14 protein-coding genes and 3 pseudogenes are annotated in these 15485 nt (G+C 54.9%); 11 read left to right on the top strand and 6 right to left on the bottom strand.

Translation table 11 applies throughout. The features are described from left to right. Positions 1 to 274: 274 nt before the first annotated feature. A complete protein-coding gene (locus GLX_RS17480) occupies positions 275 to 1162 on the bottom strand; it encodes a LysR family transcriptional regulator (RefSeq protein ID WP_014106237.1) in 888 nt (295 codons plus the stop codon). Between the two features lie 195 nt (positions 1163 to 1357). Here GLX_RS17480 and GLX_RS12085 point away from each other — a divergent pair, with 195 nt between their 5' ends. From GLX_RS12085 to GLX_RS12090, 3 genes are all read left to right on the top strand, one after another. Beyond that, on the top strand, positions 1358 to 2467 hold the full coding sequence (locus GLX_RS12085; RefSeq protein ID WP_014106238.1) for an NADH:flavin oxidoreductase/NADH oxidase: 1110 nt from the start codon (positions 1358 to 1360) through the stop codon (positions 2465 to 2467). A gap of 193 nt (positions 2468 to 2660) precedes the next feature. Further along, a complete protein-coding gene (locus GLX_RS17485) occupies positions 2661 to 3317 on the top strand; it encodes an alpha-ketoglutarate-dependent dioxygenase AlkB family protein (protein WP_148268597.1) in 657 nt (218 codons plus the stop codon). A 49-nt stretch (positions 3318 to 3366) separates the two neighbouring features. Continuing rightward, positions 3367 to 4263: an NAD-dependent epimerase/dehydratase family protein gene (locus GLX_RS12090; RefSeq protein WP_014106240.1), complete on the top strand. Its 897-nt coding sequence runs from the start codon at positions 3367 to 3369 to the stop codon at positions 4261 to 4263. Between the two features lie 225 nt (positions 4264 to 4488). Here the strand turns inward: GLX_RS12090 and GLX_RS12095 are convergent, their stop codons facing one another. Then, positions 4489 to 4908 carry a hypothetical protein gene (locus GLX_RS12095; RefSeq protein WP_014106241.1) on the bottom strand — a complete coding sequence of 140 codons (420 nt, stop codon included), beginning with the start codon at positions 4906 to 4908 and terminating at the stop codon, positions 4489 to 4491. Between the two features lie 179 nt (positions 4909 to 5087). On the opposite strand from GLX_RS12095, the gene vapB reads away from it, so the two are divergent. Continuing rightward, on the top strand, positions 5088 to 5312 hold the full coding sequence (gene vapB, locus GLX_RS12100; protein ID WP_010511771.1) for a type II toxin-antitoxin system VapB family antitoxin: 225 nt from the start codon (positions 5088 to 5090) through the stop codon (positions 5310 to 5312). Then, a complete protein-coding gene (gene vapC, locus GLX_RS12105; protein ID WP_014106242.1) occupies positions 5313 to 5723 on the top strand; it encodes a type II toxin-antitoxin system tRNA(fMet)-specific endonuclease VapC in 411 nt (136 codons plus the stop codon). Between the two features lie 60 nt (positions 5724 to 5783). Here the strand turns inward: vapC and GLX_RS19015 are convergent. Continuing rightward, positions 5784 to 6023 (bottom strand): annotated as a pseudogene (locus GLX_RS19015) (recombinase family protein); the annotation flags it as partial. 2 nt (positions 6024 to 6025) lie between these two features. Here GLX_RS19015 and GLX_RS17490 point away from each other — a divergent pair. The 6 genes and pseudogenes from GLX_RS17490 to GLX_RS12135 form a co-directional block, all read left to right on the top strand. Continuing rightward, positions 6026 to 6154, top strand: a pseudogene (locus GLX_RS17490) (IS3 family transposase); the annotation flags it as partial. A gap of 376 nt (positions 6155 to 6530) precedes the next feature. After that, positions 6531 to 7466 carry a LysR family transcriptional regulator gene (locus tag GLX_RS12115; RefSeq protein WP_014106243.1) on the top strand — a complete coding sequence of 312 codons (936 nt, stop codon included), beginning with the start codon at positions 6531 to 6533 and terminating at the stop codon, positions 7464 to 7466. A gap of 97 nt (positions 7467 to 7563) precedes the next feature. Further along, complete coding sequence (locus GLX_RS12120) at positions 7564 to 9861, top strand: TonB-dependent receptor (protein WP_231850337.1); 2298 nt, start codon at positions 7564 to 7566, stop codon at positions 9859 to 9861. 102 nt (positions 9862 to 9963) lie between these two features. Further along, positions 9964 to 11202 (top strand): cation:dicarboxylate symporter family transporter, encoded by a 1239-nt coding sequence (locus GLX_RS12125; RefSeq protein ID WP_014106245.1) that lies wholly within the window; start codon positions 9964 to 9966, stop codon positions 11200 to 11202. A gap of 33 nt (positions 11203 to 11235) precedes the next feature. Further along, positions 11236 to 12267, top strand: a complete 1032-nt coding sequence (locus GLX_RS12130) for an Ldh family oxidoreductase (protein ID WP_014106246.1) — start codon at positions 11236 to 11238, stop codon at positions 12265 to 12267. A 59-nt stretch (positions 12268 to 12326) separates the two neighbouring features. Further along, positions 12327 to 13112, top strand: a pseudogene (locus GLX_RS12135) (IS5/IS1182 family transposase); the annotation flags it as partial. 330 nt (positions 13113 to 13442) lie between these two features. Here GLX_RS12135 and GLX_RS12140 read toward each other — a convergent pair. The 3 genes from GLX_RS12140 to GLX_RS12150 are packed head-to-tail and all read right to left on the bottom strand — an operon-like array spanning position 13443 to position 15454. Further along, a complete protein-coding gene (locus GLX_RS12140; protein ID WP_041247856.1) occupies positions 13443 to 14162 on the bottom strand; it encodes a PA1136 family autoinducer-binding transcriptional regulator in 720 nt (239 codons plus the stop codon). A gap of 31 nt (positions 14163 to 14193) precedes the next feature. Continuing rightward, positions 14194 to 14382, bottom strand: coding sequence for a nuclear transport factor 2-like protein (locus GLX_RS12145; protein ID WP_014106250.1), 189 nt, complete (start codon positions 14380 to 14382; stop codon positions 14194 to 14196). 31 nt (positions 14383 to 14413) lie between these two features. Continuing rightward, positions 14414 to 15454, bottom strand: a complete 1041-nt coding sequence (locus GLX_RS12150) for an NADP-dependent oxidoreductase (RefSeq protein WP_014106251.1) — start codon at positions 15452 to 15454, stop codon at positions 14414 to 14416. Positions 15455 to 15485 lie beyond the last annotated feature (31 nt).

Consider the following 15485-nt stretch of genomic DNA (forward strand, 5'->3'; position numbering starts at 1 on the left):
ACGTTTGACGTATTAGAAGAATGTGCACCGGCATATTCTCTGCTGGTGCACCAGTCTCTTGAGGAGGAGCAATACTCAGTGTGCCTTGGGCCTATAATGGCTCGTAGCCGCTACACGAGGGCTCCGGACTGCAAATTGGGCGCATCCATGGGACATGATCTGGGTATTTTCGGCCTGTTTAAATTGTCTGTTGTGGTTCGCAGAGTGAATTAAGTTGAAAAACGTAGCATCTTGAATTAGTCGAGTATCTTGAGCATCACATTCAGGCATAGGATTATGCTGACCCAAGGCGACCCGCCATAAAGTCAACAAAAGCTCGGATTTTGGGTAATGACTGTCTATTGGACGGCCACAGGATGCCGACGTCTCTTCTGTCATGAATATATTCGTCCAGAACGGGGATGAGCTGCTTTGCCTTTATCTTTTCATGCACCATGAAGTCTGGAAGCAGGGCGATACCAAGTCCGTTTTCTACCATACTTAGCAATGAGTTTATATTGTTGGAAACCGAAGATGTGGGCAGGTCCGGACTGATTAGTTCACCATTAGTCAGAAATGGCCATGGGGCCAGTTTTCCGCTGCTGGGATAACGATATCTCAGGCAGAGATGTGTCTGGAGATCATCAGGGCTGACTGGCAGGCCCCGGAGGGAAGCGTAGTCTGGTGCTGCGACAAGTCTATGATGAAATCCGCTAAGTCTGCGCATCATGAGACGCGAATCATCAACAGAACCAATCCGCATGACAGCATCAAACCCTTCCTCTACCAGATTGACCAACCGGTCACTGAAATCGAGATCCAGTTCGATTTCTGGGTAGCGTTTCTGAAAAGCAACAATATGTGGCATCAATTCAGTACCCAGATTAGGGAAACCGATGCGTAATCGTCCTTTGGGTTCTGCGGTGACTGCGCTTAATTCTTCTCTGGCTGCATCAAACTCTGCAAAAATGCGATAGCAATGAAAGAGAAATTTTTCTCCTTCAGCCGTCAAACTGATGGCGCGTGTGGAACGGTGAAAAAGACGAGCACCTAGTTCCTGCTCGAGCTTGGCTATTGTTCGGCCAATCGCTGATGAGGAGAGGCCAATCCGTCGACCGGCTTCCTTGAAACTGCTTGTTTCTGCCGCTTGCACGAAGGCTTCCAGGGCTCCAAAATGTGTCATGGTATGATTGCGCTTTGTTCCGTTATGTTCGGATAATTGTCCCATTTATCGCAAGCATGACAAGGGGTAGAAGAAACACGTATTATTCTGAACCAGCAAGATGAATGATGCCGGATAGATATATTCCTCAAAGCGACTTCAATCTGTCGATGGGATACCGGGCATTCAGTTTTGCTATAAAAAGTGGAGTTAATCATGGCCTCTCCCTCTCTGTTCAAGCCGTTTACCCTCAAGGACATTGCACTGCGTAATCGTATCGCCATTCCCCCGATGTGCCAGTATATGGCCACGGATGGGGTCGTGAATGACTGGCACCATATTCACTATGGTGCCTTGGCTCGGGGTGGGGCTGGGCTGGTCGTTGTCGAAGCGACAGCCGTCGCTCCGGAAGGTCGCATTACCCCAAAGTGTGCCGGTCTGTGGAATGATGAGCAGGCACAGGCTTTTGTTCCTGTTGTCAAGGCCATCAAGGACGCTGGCGCCGTTCCTGGTATTCAGATTGCGCATGCCGGACGTAAGGCGAATGCCAACCGTCCATGGGAGGGAGATGACCATATTCCTGAAAATGACCCCCGTGCCTGGCAGACGATCGCGCCTTCTGCCATCGCTTTTGGTAAGCATCTGCCCCGGACGCCTAAAGCCATGACTCTTGAAGATATAAAGCGTGTGCAGCAGAATTTTGTTGATGCGGCGCGACGTGCTCTTGAGGCTGGCTTCGAGTGGATTGAACTCCATTTTGCTCATGGTTATCTGGCGCAGAGTTTCTTTTCTGAGCATAGCAATCAGCGAACCGACGCCTATGGTGGAAGCTTGGAAAACCGCAGTCGTTTTCTGGTCGAAACTCTCGCGGCAGTCAGAAAAGTGTGGCCGGAACATTTGCCTTTGACGGTCCGCTTCGGAGTTATTGAGTTCGATGGTCGTGACGAACAGACTTTTGCTGAGTCCATGGAACTGGTGAAGCGCTTCAAGACCGAAGGACTGGATCTGCTCAGCGTGAGTATTGGGTTCACCATTCCTGAAGTGAATATTCCGTGGGGCCCCGGCTTCATGGCGCCTATTGCTGGGCGTGTCCGTGAAGAAGTGGGTCTTCCGGTGACGTCAGCATGGGGGTTTGAAGTGCCTGCTGTGGCAGAGCAGGCCGCTGCGGAACACAGGTTGGATCTTGTCTCAGTTGGGCGCGCCCTTCTTGCTAATCCGCACTGGCCCTACGCAGCCGCAAAGGCCTTGCGCGCGGATCGACCCGCCTGGGTTTTGCCTGCTCCTTATGCCCGTTGGCTTGAACGCTATAGTCTTGGCCAGTTCTGAGGTGCCAGACGTTATCTGATACCGTCTGGCTACCCGCAAGGTTGAGCCCAAACGCATTTTAGATCGGGTCGTGCTGCCTGTTTCTTTTTCAAAGGAACAGGCAGTTGCCGTATGGAGCGTGTGGGCCGTTGGCTGATTATGAGAGGGTAGAAGAGCGATTGCAGTCTTACAAAAAGGCTGATCTGGAGGCTATGTGGATCTATTCGGCGAAATAAGACATCTCAAATTGAATGGAGGAACGGTCGTCTATGATCCTCGTCCATCTCTTGGACTGTCTCCCGATCTGTTGATGAAGAGACTGAGTTCAGAGCTGGTCTGGGAGCAGCACAAAGTCCGGCTTCATGATACTGTAATAGATCAGCCTCGTTTGAGTGGCTGGCATGGGGATATCGTTCATACATATACCACGCTGGCGCATAATCTTCACCCAGAGCCTTGGAGCCCTGTGCTCAAGCAGCTCCGGCAACGTGTTTCAGAGCTGGCGAAAGCTCCCTTTAACTCTATGCTGGCCAATCTCTATCGGAACGGCGCAGACAGCATAGGCTGGCATAGCGATAACGAAGAGGGACTGGGAACTGAACCAACGATTGCTTTGATCAGCCTCGGTGCAGAGAGAAAGTTTTCGTTGAGACGGTGGGACGATCATCGCAGCAGGTGTGACATTATTCTTGAGCATGGCAGCTTGCTTATCATGAGTGGCATGACGCAGAGGTACTGGCAACATGCTGTCCCCAGAACAAGTGCGGTGACAGGGGCCAGAATAAGCCTCACGTTCCGACAGATTGATCCAGTATCAGGCCGCTCTCTGAAGTCGGTCACCCACAAAGAACAATCAGGGACGGATCCGTGATCAATAAGAGTGACGTTGCTGACTGCTATTTTTTATGGGAAGAGGTAAGATGAGGCTGTTTGTTACGGGGGCCAGTGGTTATATTGGCGGCTCCTTTGCTGCTGAAGCTGTTCGCAGGGGACACGACGTACGAGGGCTGGTTCGCTCCGCCGAGAAAGCGGCGGCCTGTGCAGCGTTGGGCATGGTGCCTGTTCAAGGAACGTTGGCGGATCGTGATCTTCTCATAGAAGAAGCCCAAAGAGCAGATGTGGTCGTTAATGCGGCAAGCAGTGATGAGCGGGATGCAGTTGATACCTTTCTCGCGGCGCTTTCAGGTTCCGGTAAAGCCTTCTTGCATACGAGTGGCAGCAGTCTGGTCGCTGATCATGCTGAAGGTGAAGCGAGCGAGGCTATTTTCGACGAGCGCCATATGCCGCTGCCTGTGGCAGAAAAAGCTCCGCGAGTTGCTCTCGATCACGCGATCCTGACAACACCTGGAATACGGTCAATCATTCTGTGTAATTCACTGATCTATGGAAAGGCTCTGGGGCCGACGGCTCATAGTGTCCAGCTTCCCCTTCTGGTAGACTACGCGCGGGAGAATGGCTGCGCCCGCTATATTGGCAAAGGTCTTAACCGCTGGTCGACAGTCCATATAGCAGATGTCGTGGACCTGTATTTCCTAGCGCTTGAACAGGCTCCGCCGGCAACATTTGTATTTGTTGAGAGTGGAGAGGCATCCTTTCGGGATATGGCGCAGTCTATTGCCAATGCATTGAGGCTTGGTGAGGCAACCTCCATGACGGTTGAGGCCGCCATAAAACGCTGGGGGCGTCAGAGGGCTCTGTATTCCCTGGCGTCTAACAGTCGGGTGCGCAGCCTCTACTCGCGGGCATGGGGATGGAAGCCGAACAGTGCAGATATTCACACATGGATTCTAAATAATATTTCAGCAGAAAATCCGTAAGAGAAAGAGGGTACATCTGAATTTCGGCTTTACCACTCCGTCATATACGAGTCAGGAAGCTGGCGTCAGAGCTATCTTACTCGTCAAGGTCATGGTTGCGAATCCGTAGCAGCCTCAAGGCATTAAGAGTGACGAGGGCAGTAGCGCCAGTATGCTTCACGTTGCGGGCCCCCAGGGTGTGGGAGTGGTGAAAGTGAAGAGGTCCGACCGGCAAGGGGGGGCAGGCTAAGGTTCCTTCCGCAATGCTGTGGGCAAGCCTGACGACCAGTGCACCCTGCCATCGCGAAGCGCTTCCAGGGCTGTCTGACCCGCAAGTTCAGGATGAGATTGCATCAGGAAGCGGTAAATGGTCCATCCGCTGTCGCCCAGCGTATCGAAAAGTGCGGGCGGGACAGGGAAGGGCTGTCCCGTCGCGTCGATCTGCCAGGCCGGATAGCGCGCTTCTCGTGGTGAGGATTCTGGCAGAACGAGGACAGCATGGGCCTGTTCCAGATCATGCAGGTCTGAGACAGTCAGGCCAAGACGATGGGCAAAAATCTCTCCCGTCAGCATGTCCGGCCCTGACAGAATGGTGGCTGTCAGGTGGCGACCCCGTTCTTCTGCGCGGGCGAAAGCGTCACTTCGTGTTCGTGGCCTGTCTGTCATGAATGCTGTCTTTTTGTCTTTCAGGGAGAGAGGAGAGCGGTCCCATCATGGGGCGGACGGAAGATCTACTGTATCATCCGGCCCGCTTGTATGCATTCGGTGCGTAGAGCCCTAAAAATACGGGACATCAACGTCCAAATGGGATATACATAATATATATCCATGGGGAGAAATAGCCGATGCTGACCCGTACGACACTCTTTCTATCCAACCGCTCGCAGGCAGTGCGCCTGCCGAAGATGGTCGCCTTCGGGGAGCAGGTGCGTGACGTCGTCATTGTGTCCGAAGGTTCACGACGCATCATCGCCCCCGCTGACGCAGCGTGGGATGATTTCTTTGCGGCTCCCGGCGTGGATCTGGGGGAGCGGAACCAGCCGGCCATGCAGGAACGTGAGGCGCTCTGAATGCTGCGTTATCTGCTGGATACGAACCTCTGTATCCGGGTATTGCGGGATCGACCACAAGGGCTGCGTCCAAGGTTCAACAGCTGTGCGGAGGAACTCTGCATCTCGGACGTGGTTCTGTATGAGCTGCTTTATGGCGCAGAACGCTCGTCCGATCCCGTGCGCACAAGGCGTGAAGTCGAGCGCTTCGCGGCAAGGCTGGCGGTCCTGCCATTCGACAGTGAAGCAGCCGCCCATACGGCAGACATTCGGGCCGAACTTGAACGGAATGGCCGTATCATAGGTCCGTATGATCTCATGATTGCCGGGCATGCCCGGAGCAGAGGGCTGATTGTTGTGACCGGCAATCTGCGGGAATTTCAGCGGGTGGAGGGTCTTCGAACCGAGGACTGGCTGACTGACACGGTCTGACCGGGAAAGGTGCGGCGAGACAGAATATCGATAAAAACGATTATTTATCAATCAACTATGTCATGCAGCGAGCCTCTCCACGAACCCGCTGACAAGTAGCAGTTTTCTTTGGTTGCAGGCCCCCGCAACCATCTGAACTTGCGATGCGAACGCGTCATGAACCCCAGTCCCGAAACGGACTGGGGTTTTTGTTTGTCCGCTGCCCGAAGCGACCGTCAGGATGCAGGTAAGGTCGCTTCGGACGTCGATCTGGAGGCCCTTGTCGGATGGCGTCAGGATGATCGCCTCGATCAACGATTTACAATGCTGCTGTCGAAACAGTTTTCAAAAGTCTGAAGGCGGAACGGCTCTGGAGACAGAACTGGTCAACCCGTCGCGAGGCTACGGCCGCCATCTTCCAGTATATCAATGGGTTCTACAATCCACGCTGACGCCATTCATACCTGCGCAGCATCAGCCTCCTCGCGTTCAAAGCAAGGGGGGCTAATCACTTCCTGACCGCTACAAAACCGTTACAAGTCCAGTGTGAGAAACACACTTCATCATCACATATCATAATCAATAAGAAATGTTCGTGATGAAAAGTGAACGGAGATCATGTCATGTTGCTTTTCTGTAAACGTACCCACGTTTTTTCATGGCCATGACCTGAGCACATGGTAAGAAATTAATAATGTAACATATTGATATTACGTTATTTTAAAGAAATAATTATCATTTGTGATTTTGATATAACAAGGGAACCCATCAATCCGTTTCGATAAATTTATGATTTGCTATAGAAATTACTGAGTATATCTTATTTCTATGAGCGATAATCAGGAACTTGATGTTATTCTGCTACGGTCGTTTCTCGCCGTTTCCGAAACGTTGCATTTTACGTCCGCCGCGCAGATGCGGGGTGTTACGCAATCGACCATCAGCCAACATATCAACCGGCTGGAGCAGGCAGTTGGCGCGTCGTTACTGCATCGCACCACTAAGCAGGTGGAACTGACACCGCAAGGCATGCAGATGGTGAGTTTTGCCCAGAACATCATCCACGCGCAGGGAATGGCCATGGATTACTTCCGCAGTGGTACCCTGCGCGTGGAACTGCGTTTGGGCATTGCAGAAGATATGGTAGTCTCCCGTTTTCCTGAAATGCTCAAGCGCTTTCGCCGCCTGTACCCCCATGTCGAGGTGCGGCTGACCGTCGGCCTTAGCCGGGAACTTTATAACCTGCTTGATGCCGGTGCGCTCGACCTGATCTGCACCAAGCGCAAGGAGGGCGACGAACGTGGCATACCGTTATGGCGTGAGCGGCTGCAATGGCTGGGGGGCGGCAATTTTGACACGTTGGTCGAAGGGGCCGTGCCTCTGGTCCTGTTTTCGGGCAACAGCATTACTCGTGTAGCGGCTATTGCTGCCATGAATAAGGTCGGCCGGGCATGGCGTGCCTCTTTCATGAGTTCGAACCTCGGGGCGCTCGTGGCAGCCGTCCGGTCCGGTTACGGCGTGTTCGCCCAATCGGGTTTGCTGGTCAGTCAGGAAATCGTGCCCGTTCCCGCCAGTGCGGATCTTCCTCCTCTGCCTGATGTTGATTTTGTTATGGTTGGCGCGACGGAGCAGCTTGAAGGCGCTAGCCGCGACCTGGCCGACCTGATTATCGAGAACATCGAAGGACTTGCTCCCCCGGGAAGCCGCATCATTGCTGGCACATCCCCTTGCGGGTCCGAGGCGCGTAAAGTAACGGCAATTTAGATTTTTTATACTTCCATTCATTAAGTAAATACTTAATAATAACAAGGATATAAAGATGGTACCAAGCTTTTCCGCATCCTGGCGTCGACGGCTATTCTTGCATACGTCCTTTGTCGTGCTGGTCTCTCCCGTCATGTCCCTGGCTGCGACACTTACTACACCGACCAAGGTGGCGCATCGCGTACCGCTTGCGACTACTCCGGCACATTCTGCTGTTCATGCTCCGGTCCGCCTGTCGCCAGCGGCACCGGAATCGATCAAGGTTTCCTCGCAGAAAATGCATTTCATGCGTCAGCAGCACGTAGCGGATTCAGCAACGCATATCGACCACCAGGAACTGGTGAACCGTAACGTGCGCCAGATGACCGATATCGTACGCGTCGCCCCGAATCTGACCATACAGCCTTCCTTTGGCAGTGCCGGGCTCAACTTTGCCCTGCGCGGTGTCGGGTTGATGGACTTTACACAGAACAACACGCCATCGGTCATGCCCTATGTGGATGGAGTAGCTTATCCCATCAGCATCATGACATCGGGCATGCTGTTTGACATGGACAGCATCTCCGTCAACCCTGGGCCGGGTGGCTATACTCATGGACAAATGACAACGGGCGGCGAGATCAATTTCCATACCGCCGATCCGACCGAGCAGTTCCATGCCGGCATTACGGAAGATATTGCCAGCTATGATCGGAACCGCGTAACGGGCTTTATATCCGGTCCTATTTCACGCTCCGTTCTATTCCGTATCTCGGGGCAGTCCATGACGGGGGGCGGCTACCAGCACAGCGCTTCGGGCGAAAGGTTTGGCAATGCCAATCTCGGTGCCCTACGCGCGAAACTGCGCTGGAACATTGATGATAACACGCATCTTGATATCGGGGGCCACTGGACAACTGATCAGTCGGAAGCCGCATCAGGCCACAACCTGTACAATAGCTACGGCGTGCCGATCAATTCCGATCTCATGCAGACCAGTTGGGGCCTTGACCCACGTTTTGCAAAAATCATCGGCATCGACGGCAGCAACACCAAGCCCCGTGAAGACAACATGTTCTGGGGGGCCAACATTCGCTTTACCAAGGATTTCACATGGGGGCGTCTGACCACGCTCAGCGCCTATGAATCCGTTGACGAACATGAACTGTCCAATCAGACGGATTCTGTCTTATCCTACGGCAACATGTTCCGCAACAATCAGAGCAATGTGTTCTCGCAGGAAGTAAAGCTTGAATCCATTAATCCCGCAGCACGTTTCCACTGGACGGCAGGCATGTATTACAGCCGCACCGAACAGGCGCAGAACTTCTGGTATGATTCATCAGATCGTCCCGGTACCACGCCGCTGAACAAGACATCCTATACCGAAGGCATGCAGACTTTTAACCAGTACGTGGAATTGTCCTATCGCATACTGCCCAAGCTGCGCCTGATCGGCTCGATTACCCATGAATCCGATGACCGGCATATCCGCAACGTTACCAGCACGAATTACAACCTCAATACCGGTGCGATTGAAGGCACGCCCACCAATTTTGGTGATGCGGGGGCCCTGGCTAATGAGTTCTCGGGCCATGTGGGCCTGCAGTACCAGTTCAGACCCAACATCATGGGCTATGCCATGTTCAGCCGCGGCTTCAAGCCGGGCGGGTTTAGCGCCAACATTACCGAACTGGCCTCGCAGATCAAACCGTTCAAGCCCGAACAGGTCATCACTTATGAAGGTGGGTTCAAGACAACCTTCTTCAAGAACAAATTGCGCTTCAACGGGGCCGGTTTCTATTATGACTATCGTGACCAGCAGATTGTCAGCACCGTGCTCGTGCCGCCGTTCGGCGCGCTGTCTGGTTATGTGAACGCACCGCGTTCTTATATCTATGGCGCGGAATTCGATGTTGAGGCCCATCCCATCCATGGTCTGTCGCTGACGCAGAATTTCGGCTACCAGCATGGTGTCTACAGCCAGTTCCAGTCCCTTAACCGTACGGCTACCACCAACCAGTTTACACAGACAGGCGTATGGTCGGCCATTAATACCAATTACGACAATTACTCCATGGGGTTGGCCAACCTGACTCTGAGCGGGGCGGCAACCTATTCATGGCATGTGTTGCGTGACTACCAGATGACGTTCGATGTCGATTATAGCTATCGTGGCGCGCAGACCCAGCCTCAGCATATCGGTGATAGCGGCATCTACCGTGCCCCCGCCTACTTCCTGGTCAACAGCTTCCTGACCTTCGCATCACCCAAGCAGCACTGGTCGGCTACCGTTTATGCACAGAACCTGGCCGATCGTCACTACTGGTTGTCAGGTGGCACGCAGGCTACCTTTTATGGTGTCATTCCCGGCATGCCCCGCTTCGTGGGTGCACGCCTGAACTATACCTATTAAACGCCTGACAGGACTGTAAACGCATCCATATGTTGCAAGGATAATGGCTTGAGCGACCTGAATACGTCTTCCCCCGCCGCCCGTCGCTATCGGTTGCCGGGTATGTTCATGCAGGTTGTCATCGCCAGTGTGCTGGGACTGGGTCTGGGGCTGATCGACCCTGCTCTTGCCATGCAGACACACTGGACGACGGACATCTTCCTGCGCCTGATCGTTATGGCGGTAGGTCCGCTTCTGTTCTGCATTGTCGTTATGGGTATCGTGGGGGCAGGTTCGCTGCGCACTGTCGGGCGCATGGGGATCAAGGCATTGGTGTATTTCGAGGTCATGACCACGTTTGCGCTGGTCATGGCGGTCGGGATCGGCATGCTGGTACAACCGGGGCGCGCGATCGTGTTTACGCCAACGCTCGAGGATGCGCAGATGGTCGCTTCCTACGCGCAGAATGCCCACCTGCTGCATGAAGGCGGCATTACCGCTTTCATTCTCTCGCTCATTCCCCATTCGCCTACCGATGCATTCGCGCAGGCCAATGTGCTGCAGATCCTGTTCTTCGCCATCCTGTTCGGCTGCTGCCTCAGCCTGATCGGGGAGGCAGGTGCGCCATTGGTCAGACTGGTTGACGCGCTTGCGGTGCTGTTTGCGCGTATGATGCGACTGATCATCGCCCTGGCTCCTCTGGGTGTTTTCGGGGCCATGGCAACCACGACCGCGCATTATGGCATGAACGCCATCATGCACCTTGCCGCGTTCGTGGGACTGTATTTCGTGGTCATCGCACTGTTCATCATCATCGCACTAGGGGGATGCCTGCGACTTTCTGGTGTGAATCCATGGCGTTTCCTGCGCTATTTCCGTGAGGAACTGGCCATTGTCTTCACCACCACCACATCAGATGCCGTGCTGCCGAGCGTAATGGAAAAACTCAGGCGCATGGGGGTCGATCCGCAGGTTGTAGGGCTGGTAGTGCCGGCGGGTTATTCCTTCAACCTTGATGCGCTGTCCATCTATCTTGGCCTTGCCGTCGTCTTTCTGGCGCAGGCGACCGGCACACATCTTTCGGCATGGCAGATGGTCATCATGCTGACCACCGCCCTTTTCACATCAAAAGGCGCGCATGGTGTGCCGGGCATTGCCATTGTGGTGCTTGCGGCCACCCTTGCTGCCATTCCGTCCATTCCCGTAGCCAGTCTGGTCATGCTGCTGGCGGTGGACTGGTTTATCGGCATTGCGCGTGCGGTGGGTAATCTGGCTGGCAACTGCGTGGCGCCGATTGTCATAGGCGCGTGGGAAGGACGGCTGGACCGCAAAAAAATGGCACGGGTTCTGGCGCAGGACTGAGCCATCATTACAGCCTTTGCAGGAAAGAGTGATATGAGCAAAATTTTTTATGCCAGCGCCGATATTCTGGAAGCCAGAACCCGAAATGCTCTGCTTGAGGCTGGTGCCTCGATAGAAACCGCTGAAGCCACGACGCAGGCCCTGCTTTATGCCTCCCGCATTGGGGTGGACAGTCACGGCGTACGTCTGGTCACGCATTACGCAGCCATGTTGCGCGCAGGAAGACTGAACGGGACGCCTGCGCCGAAGGAGCATCGCACCGCCCCTGCGACAGCGCTGCTGGATGCGGATGATGGACTGGGTCATTACGCCTGCTACCACGCCATGCAACTGGCCATTGAAATGGCGACGCAGACCGGTATAGGTGCTGTGGGGGTGAGCCGTTCATCGCATTGCGGAGCGGCGGGCGCCTATGCCCTCAAGGCAGCGGAAGCGGGCATGGTAGGAATCATGACCAGTAATTCCGATGCCAACGTAACACTATTCAGAGGCACTCACGCATTCCACGGTACAAACCCCATTGCCATGGCGGCCCCGGTTGAGGGCCAGATGCCTTGGCTGCTAGATATGGCAACGTCATCCATCCCATTCAACCGTGTGCGTCTATACCGTTCGCTCGGACTCCCCCTGCCTGCCGATGTTGCGGCAGATGCCGAAGGTCACATGACGCAGGATGCCATGCAGGCATCAATGCTGTTGCCGCTTGGGGGAGAAAGCTATGGCTTCAAGGGTGCCGGGCTGGCTGGCATGGTCAGCATTCTGTCCGCGGTGTTGACAGGCGCGATGATCGATCCCCGCATGATCCAGATGACGGATACGTCCGATTTTGCCACGCCGCGCAATGTTGGCCATTTCTGCATCGTACTGGATCCCGCGCGCTTTGTAGGACGTGAAGGGTTTGACAGGGCGTTGAAGGACTATCTGACTATGCTGCGTGCTACCCCCTCCACCATAGCCGGGGAGAGCGTGATGGCACCCGGTGACCGGGAATGGACAACGATGGAAGAGCGCAAACGTACAGGTATTCCCGTTGATCCAGATACGCGTGACTTCCTGAAACTGTAAGGTTTTGCCTAAACTAGATTTTGGCGGTTTACGCGGCATAGCAGGCGGGTTTCTTTGATATTGACGGGCACCCTGCCCGGTTAAGCGGGCAGGGCGATCAGTTCAAAGCGTTTTCCCGGACTATGGATTTTGAGGTGTTCTGTCCTGATCCGGAAGCTGTTCGAGCGCTTTGACGCTATCCTGCGGAACGCCGGTTATCTGTCGATGTCAGGCCAGATCCTGGATGGCATGCCGGTGGCGGCGCCAAAGCAGCGCAATACCCATGGGGAGAAAGCCGCTCTTCGGAAAGGCCGGATCCCCGAAGGCTGGGAAGACAGGTCGGCAAGGCTGGCCCACAAGGACAGGCACGTCCGCTGGACGCTGGAGTTCATGAAGGCAACGCGGCAGGAGGACCGTCCACGGGCTTCGCTATCTCGTTCTTTGACTACAGATCGCATGTTTCCATCAATCGAAAGTGTCGGCTGATCTGGAAATGGAAAGCGATGGATGCCGCCGCCAGTGATGGCACCAGGCTGCGCGAGGATCTGTTGGACAAAACCAATACGGCCTTAAGTGTCCGGGCCAACATCGCGTATCGCTCGAAAGCCAATGAAGACTTCATGGACAAAGAGGGTTTCGTCTCGAAGGTCCACGGAAAAAAGCCGCATCTCTGGCCCATGCCCCGGCATATCCAGCGGTCCAGCGCGGAGAAGCCGGTGATCCGATCCCGCATCGAGCCTGTTTTTGCCGCTCAGAAATCGCAGATGGGTCTGTTCGTCTGGACCGTGGGTATGACCTGGGTCACCATGAAGATCGGGCAGGCCAATATCGTCTACACCATGCGCTGTTTCCTCTTTCCCGAGAGGGGAATGCCACAGCGTAGTCATTCCCAATGGCGACAGCGCCCGGTCTGCGCAAAGCACACATCGAAAGTCACCCCGGGGACCGTCAGTCAGAACGAAAAAAGCCTGAAATCATAGGTCGGATACATCAATCAACGGTTCTTCGATCCCTCCATCTTGGATTGAAGACGCTGCGCGTCTCGTGAGATCGCAGCGACCTGAAAGTCCTTGAAAGCGCTTGCCTGACTGTTGCGAGGCCAAGGCCCTTCGATGCTCCCGTGACCAGACAGATTTTTGATTGTGTTATGTCGTGATCCTTCTTTATCCAGTTCATGAATTCTGGATTGATATTTTTCAGCTTTCGATGTCGCCATTCTGTATGGCGGTGCGGATGGCCTGGGCGGTCGTCGATGCACCAAGCCGCTTGCGGATACGACGCAGATGATTTTCGACCGTGCGCTCCGAAAGCCCAAGGATCGCGGCAATATCGACCTGCCGCCGTCCCGCCGCCGTCCAGGACAGCACTTCGCGTTCTCTCTCCGAGAGCCGAATGGCAATCTTCTCGCTCGGGCCGTCAAGCAGCCTGCGTACCGTTGCAAAGGCGGCGCCAGCGGCCAGAGATAGGGCAAGGCGCGCCGTGACGGACGCGTCGATCTGCGTCCCCCCAAGGCTCATGGCACCTTCAAGGCCCAGCGGTCCGAAGATGGGGATCTGGATGCCGTGGATACCTGCTCCCTGCGGCGTATCGACTATTCGGTAGTATTCGCCGGATGCTCCGGTTGTCTTGGTCCAGAAGAACGGCTCATGGGTCTCAAGCATATGATGCGTCACCGGGCAGCGCCGGACATAGCTTGTGGCATCGACGTGCTTGCCGTCACCAAACCAGTCCCCCTCGACCCAGTAGATACGATCAACAACCTCCTCGCGTGCCGAGGACGCCGCGAACAGCACGAAACGGTCATAACCGAGCTCCTGCCCGAACGACCGGATGGCGTCCTCGACGGTAGCCTGCGTCTTCGTCCGCAGGATCATGGTCGCGACGGCAAACGCCGCCTCGGCGATCGAACCCGTCATGTTCGGATTCCACAGCAGCATATTCTGGTCGTCATCCCATTTCCTCCCGAACCGCCATCAGCCCTGACCAGATGGCCACGCCCTTGTCGCGTGCAGGCCCATCGAGCCCGGCAGGAATATAGTTGATCATGCCATGATCCGAAAAACACCCGAGCATGGCGTCGATATCCTTGCGACGGTAGGATTCGAAGAATGTTTCTACGGTTTTCGAGAGAGACATGTCGGGTTTCTTACCTGTCAAAGTCCTGACGTTACGCGTCCAGACGCACCAGCGCCTTGCCGGTGTTACCACCACTGAAGAGTGAGAAGAACGCTTCCGGTCCGTTATCGAGGCTGTTAAAAATTGTATAGCGGCTCTGGATCAGTCCCTTGGACACCCAGTATCCCATCTGCGCCATGCACTCACTGCGACGGGACATGAAATCACTGTTGATGAATCCCCGGATCTGAAGGCGTTTGGAGATGATGGCAAACAGGTTGGCAAATCCGATCGGTGCGTCGGAATTGTACATGCCGATCATGCCGCAGATCGCAAATCGGGCATTGCGTTTCGCCACGCCCATCGCCGCATCGAGCTGTTCGCCACCGACATTGTCGAAATAGACATCCAGACCGTCTGGTGCCGTCGCGCGTAGCTTGTCTTCGAACGGACCGGGAGATTTGTAATCGATGACATGATCGGCGCCTAGAGAGCGCACGAAGTCGCATTTCTCAATACCCCCCGCTGATCCGATGACCGTCATGCCACGCAGCTTGGCGATCTGGACTACCAGAGATCCGACAGCACCCGCAGCCGCCGACACGAATACCACATCACCCGGTCTGGCTTCAGCGATGTCGAACAGCCCAAAATAAGCTGTCATGCCGATAGTGCCGAGAGTATCAAGGAAATATTCGTCCTTCAGGTCTCCGTCCGGCAGCGGAAGCGCATCCTCAGCCTTGAGAGTGGCGCTATCCCGCCAGCCCAGAAAATGACTGACCCGGTCGCCAACCTTGAAACACTCCGACCGCGTTTCAACCACGCGTCCGACGGCGGCCCCCGTCATGGGTTCGTTCAGTTTGAATGGCGCGATATAGCTGTCTCCCTCGTCCATGCGGGGGCGCATGTAGGGATCGACCGAGAAAAAGCTGTTCGAGACCCTGATCTCACCATCTTTCAATGGCTGGTCGGGTATGTCCCGCAGCGCAAAGCTCTTCATGGTCGGAGCGCCTTTCGGGCGGGATACGAGAGTCCAGGCATGCGACATGCGTTTTGCTTTCTGCTCAGGATATACTTGGGAAGTATGGCCCATTGGGCATCCGGGGAAGCGGAGGCTCAGGCGA

The organism is Komagataeibacter medellinensis NBRC 3288 (assembly GCF_000182745.2).
Taxonomy (GTDB): domain Bacteria; phylum Pseudomonadota; class Alphaproteobacteria; order Acetobacterales; family Acetobacteraceae; genus Komagataeibacter; species Komagataeibacter medellinensis.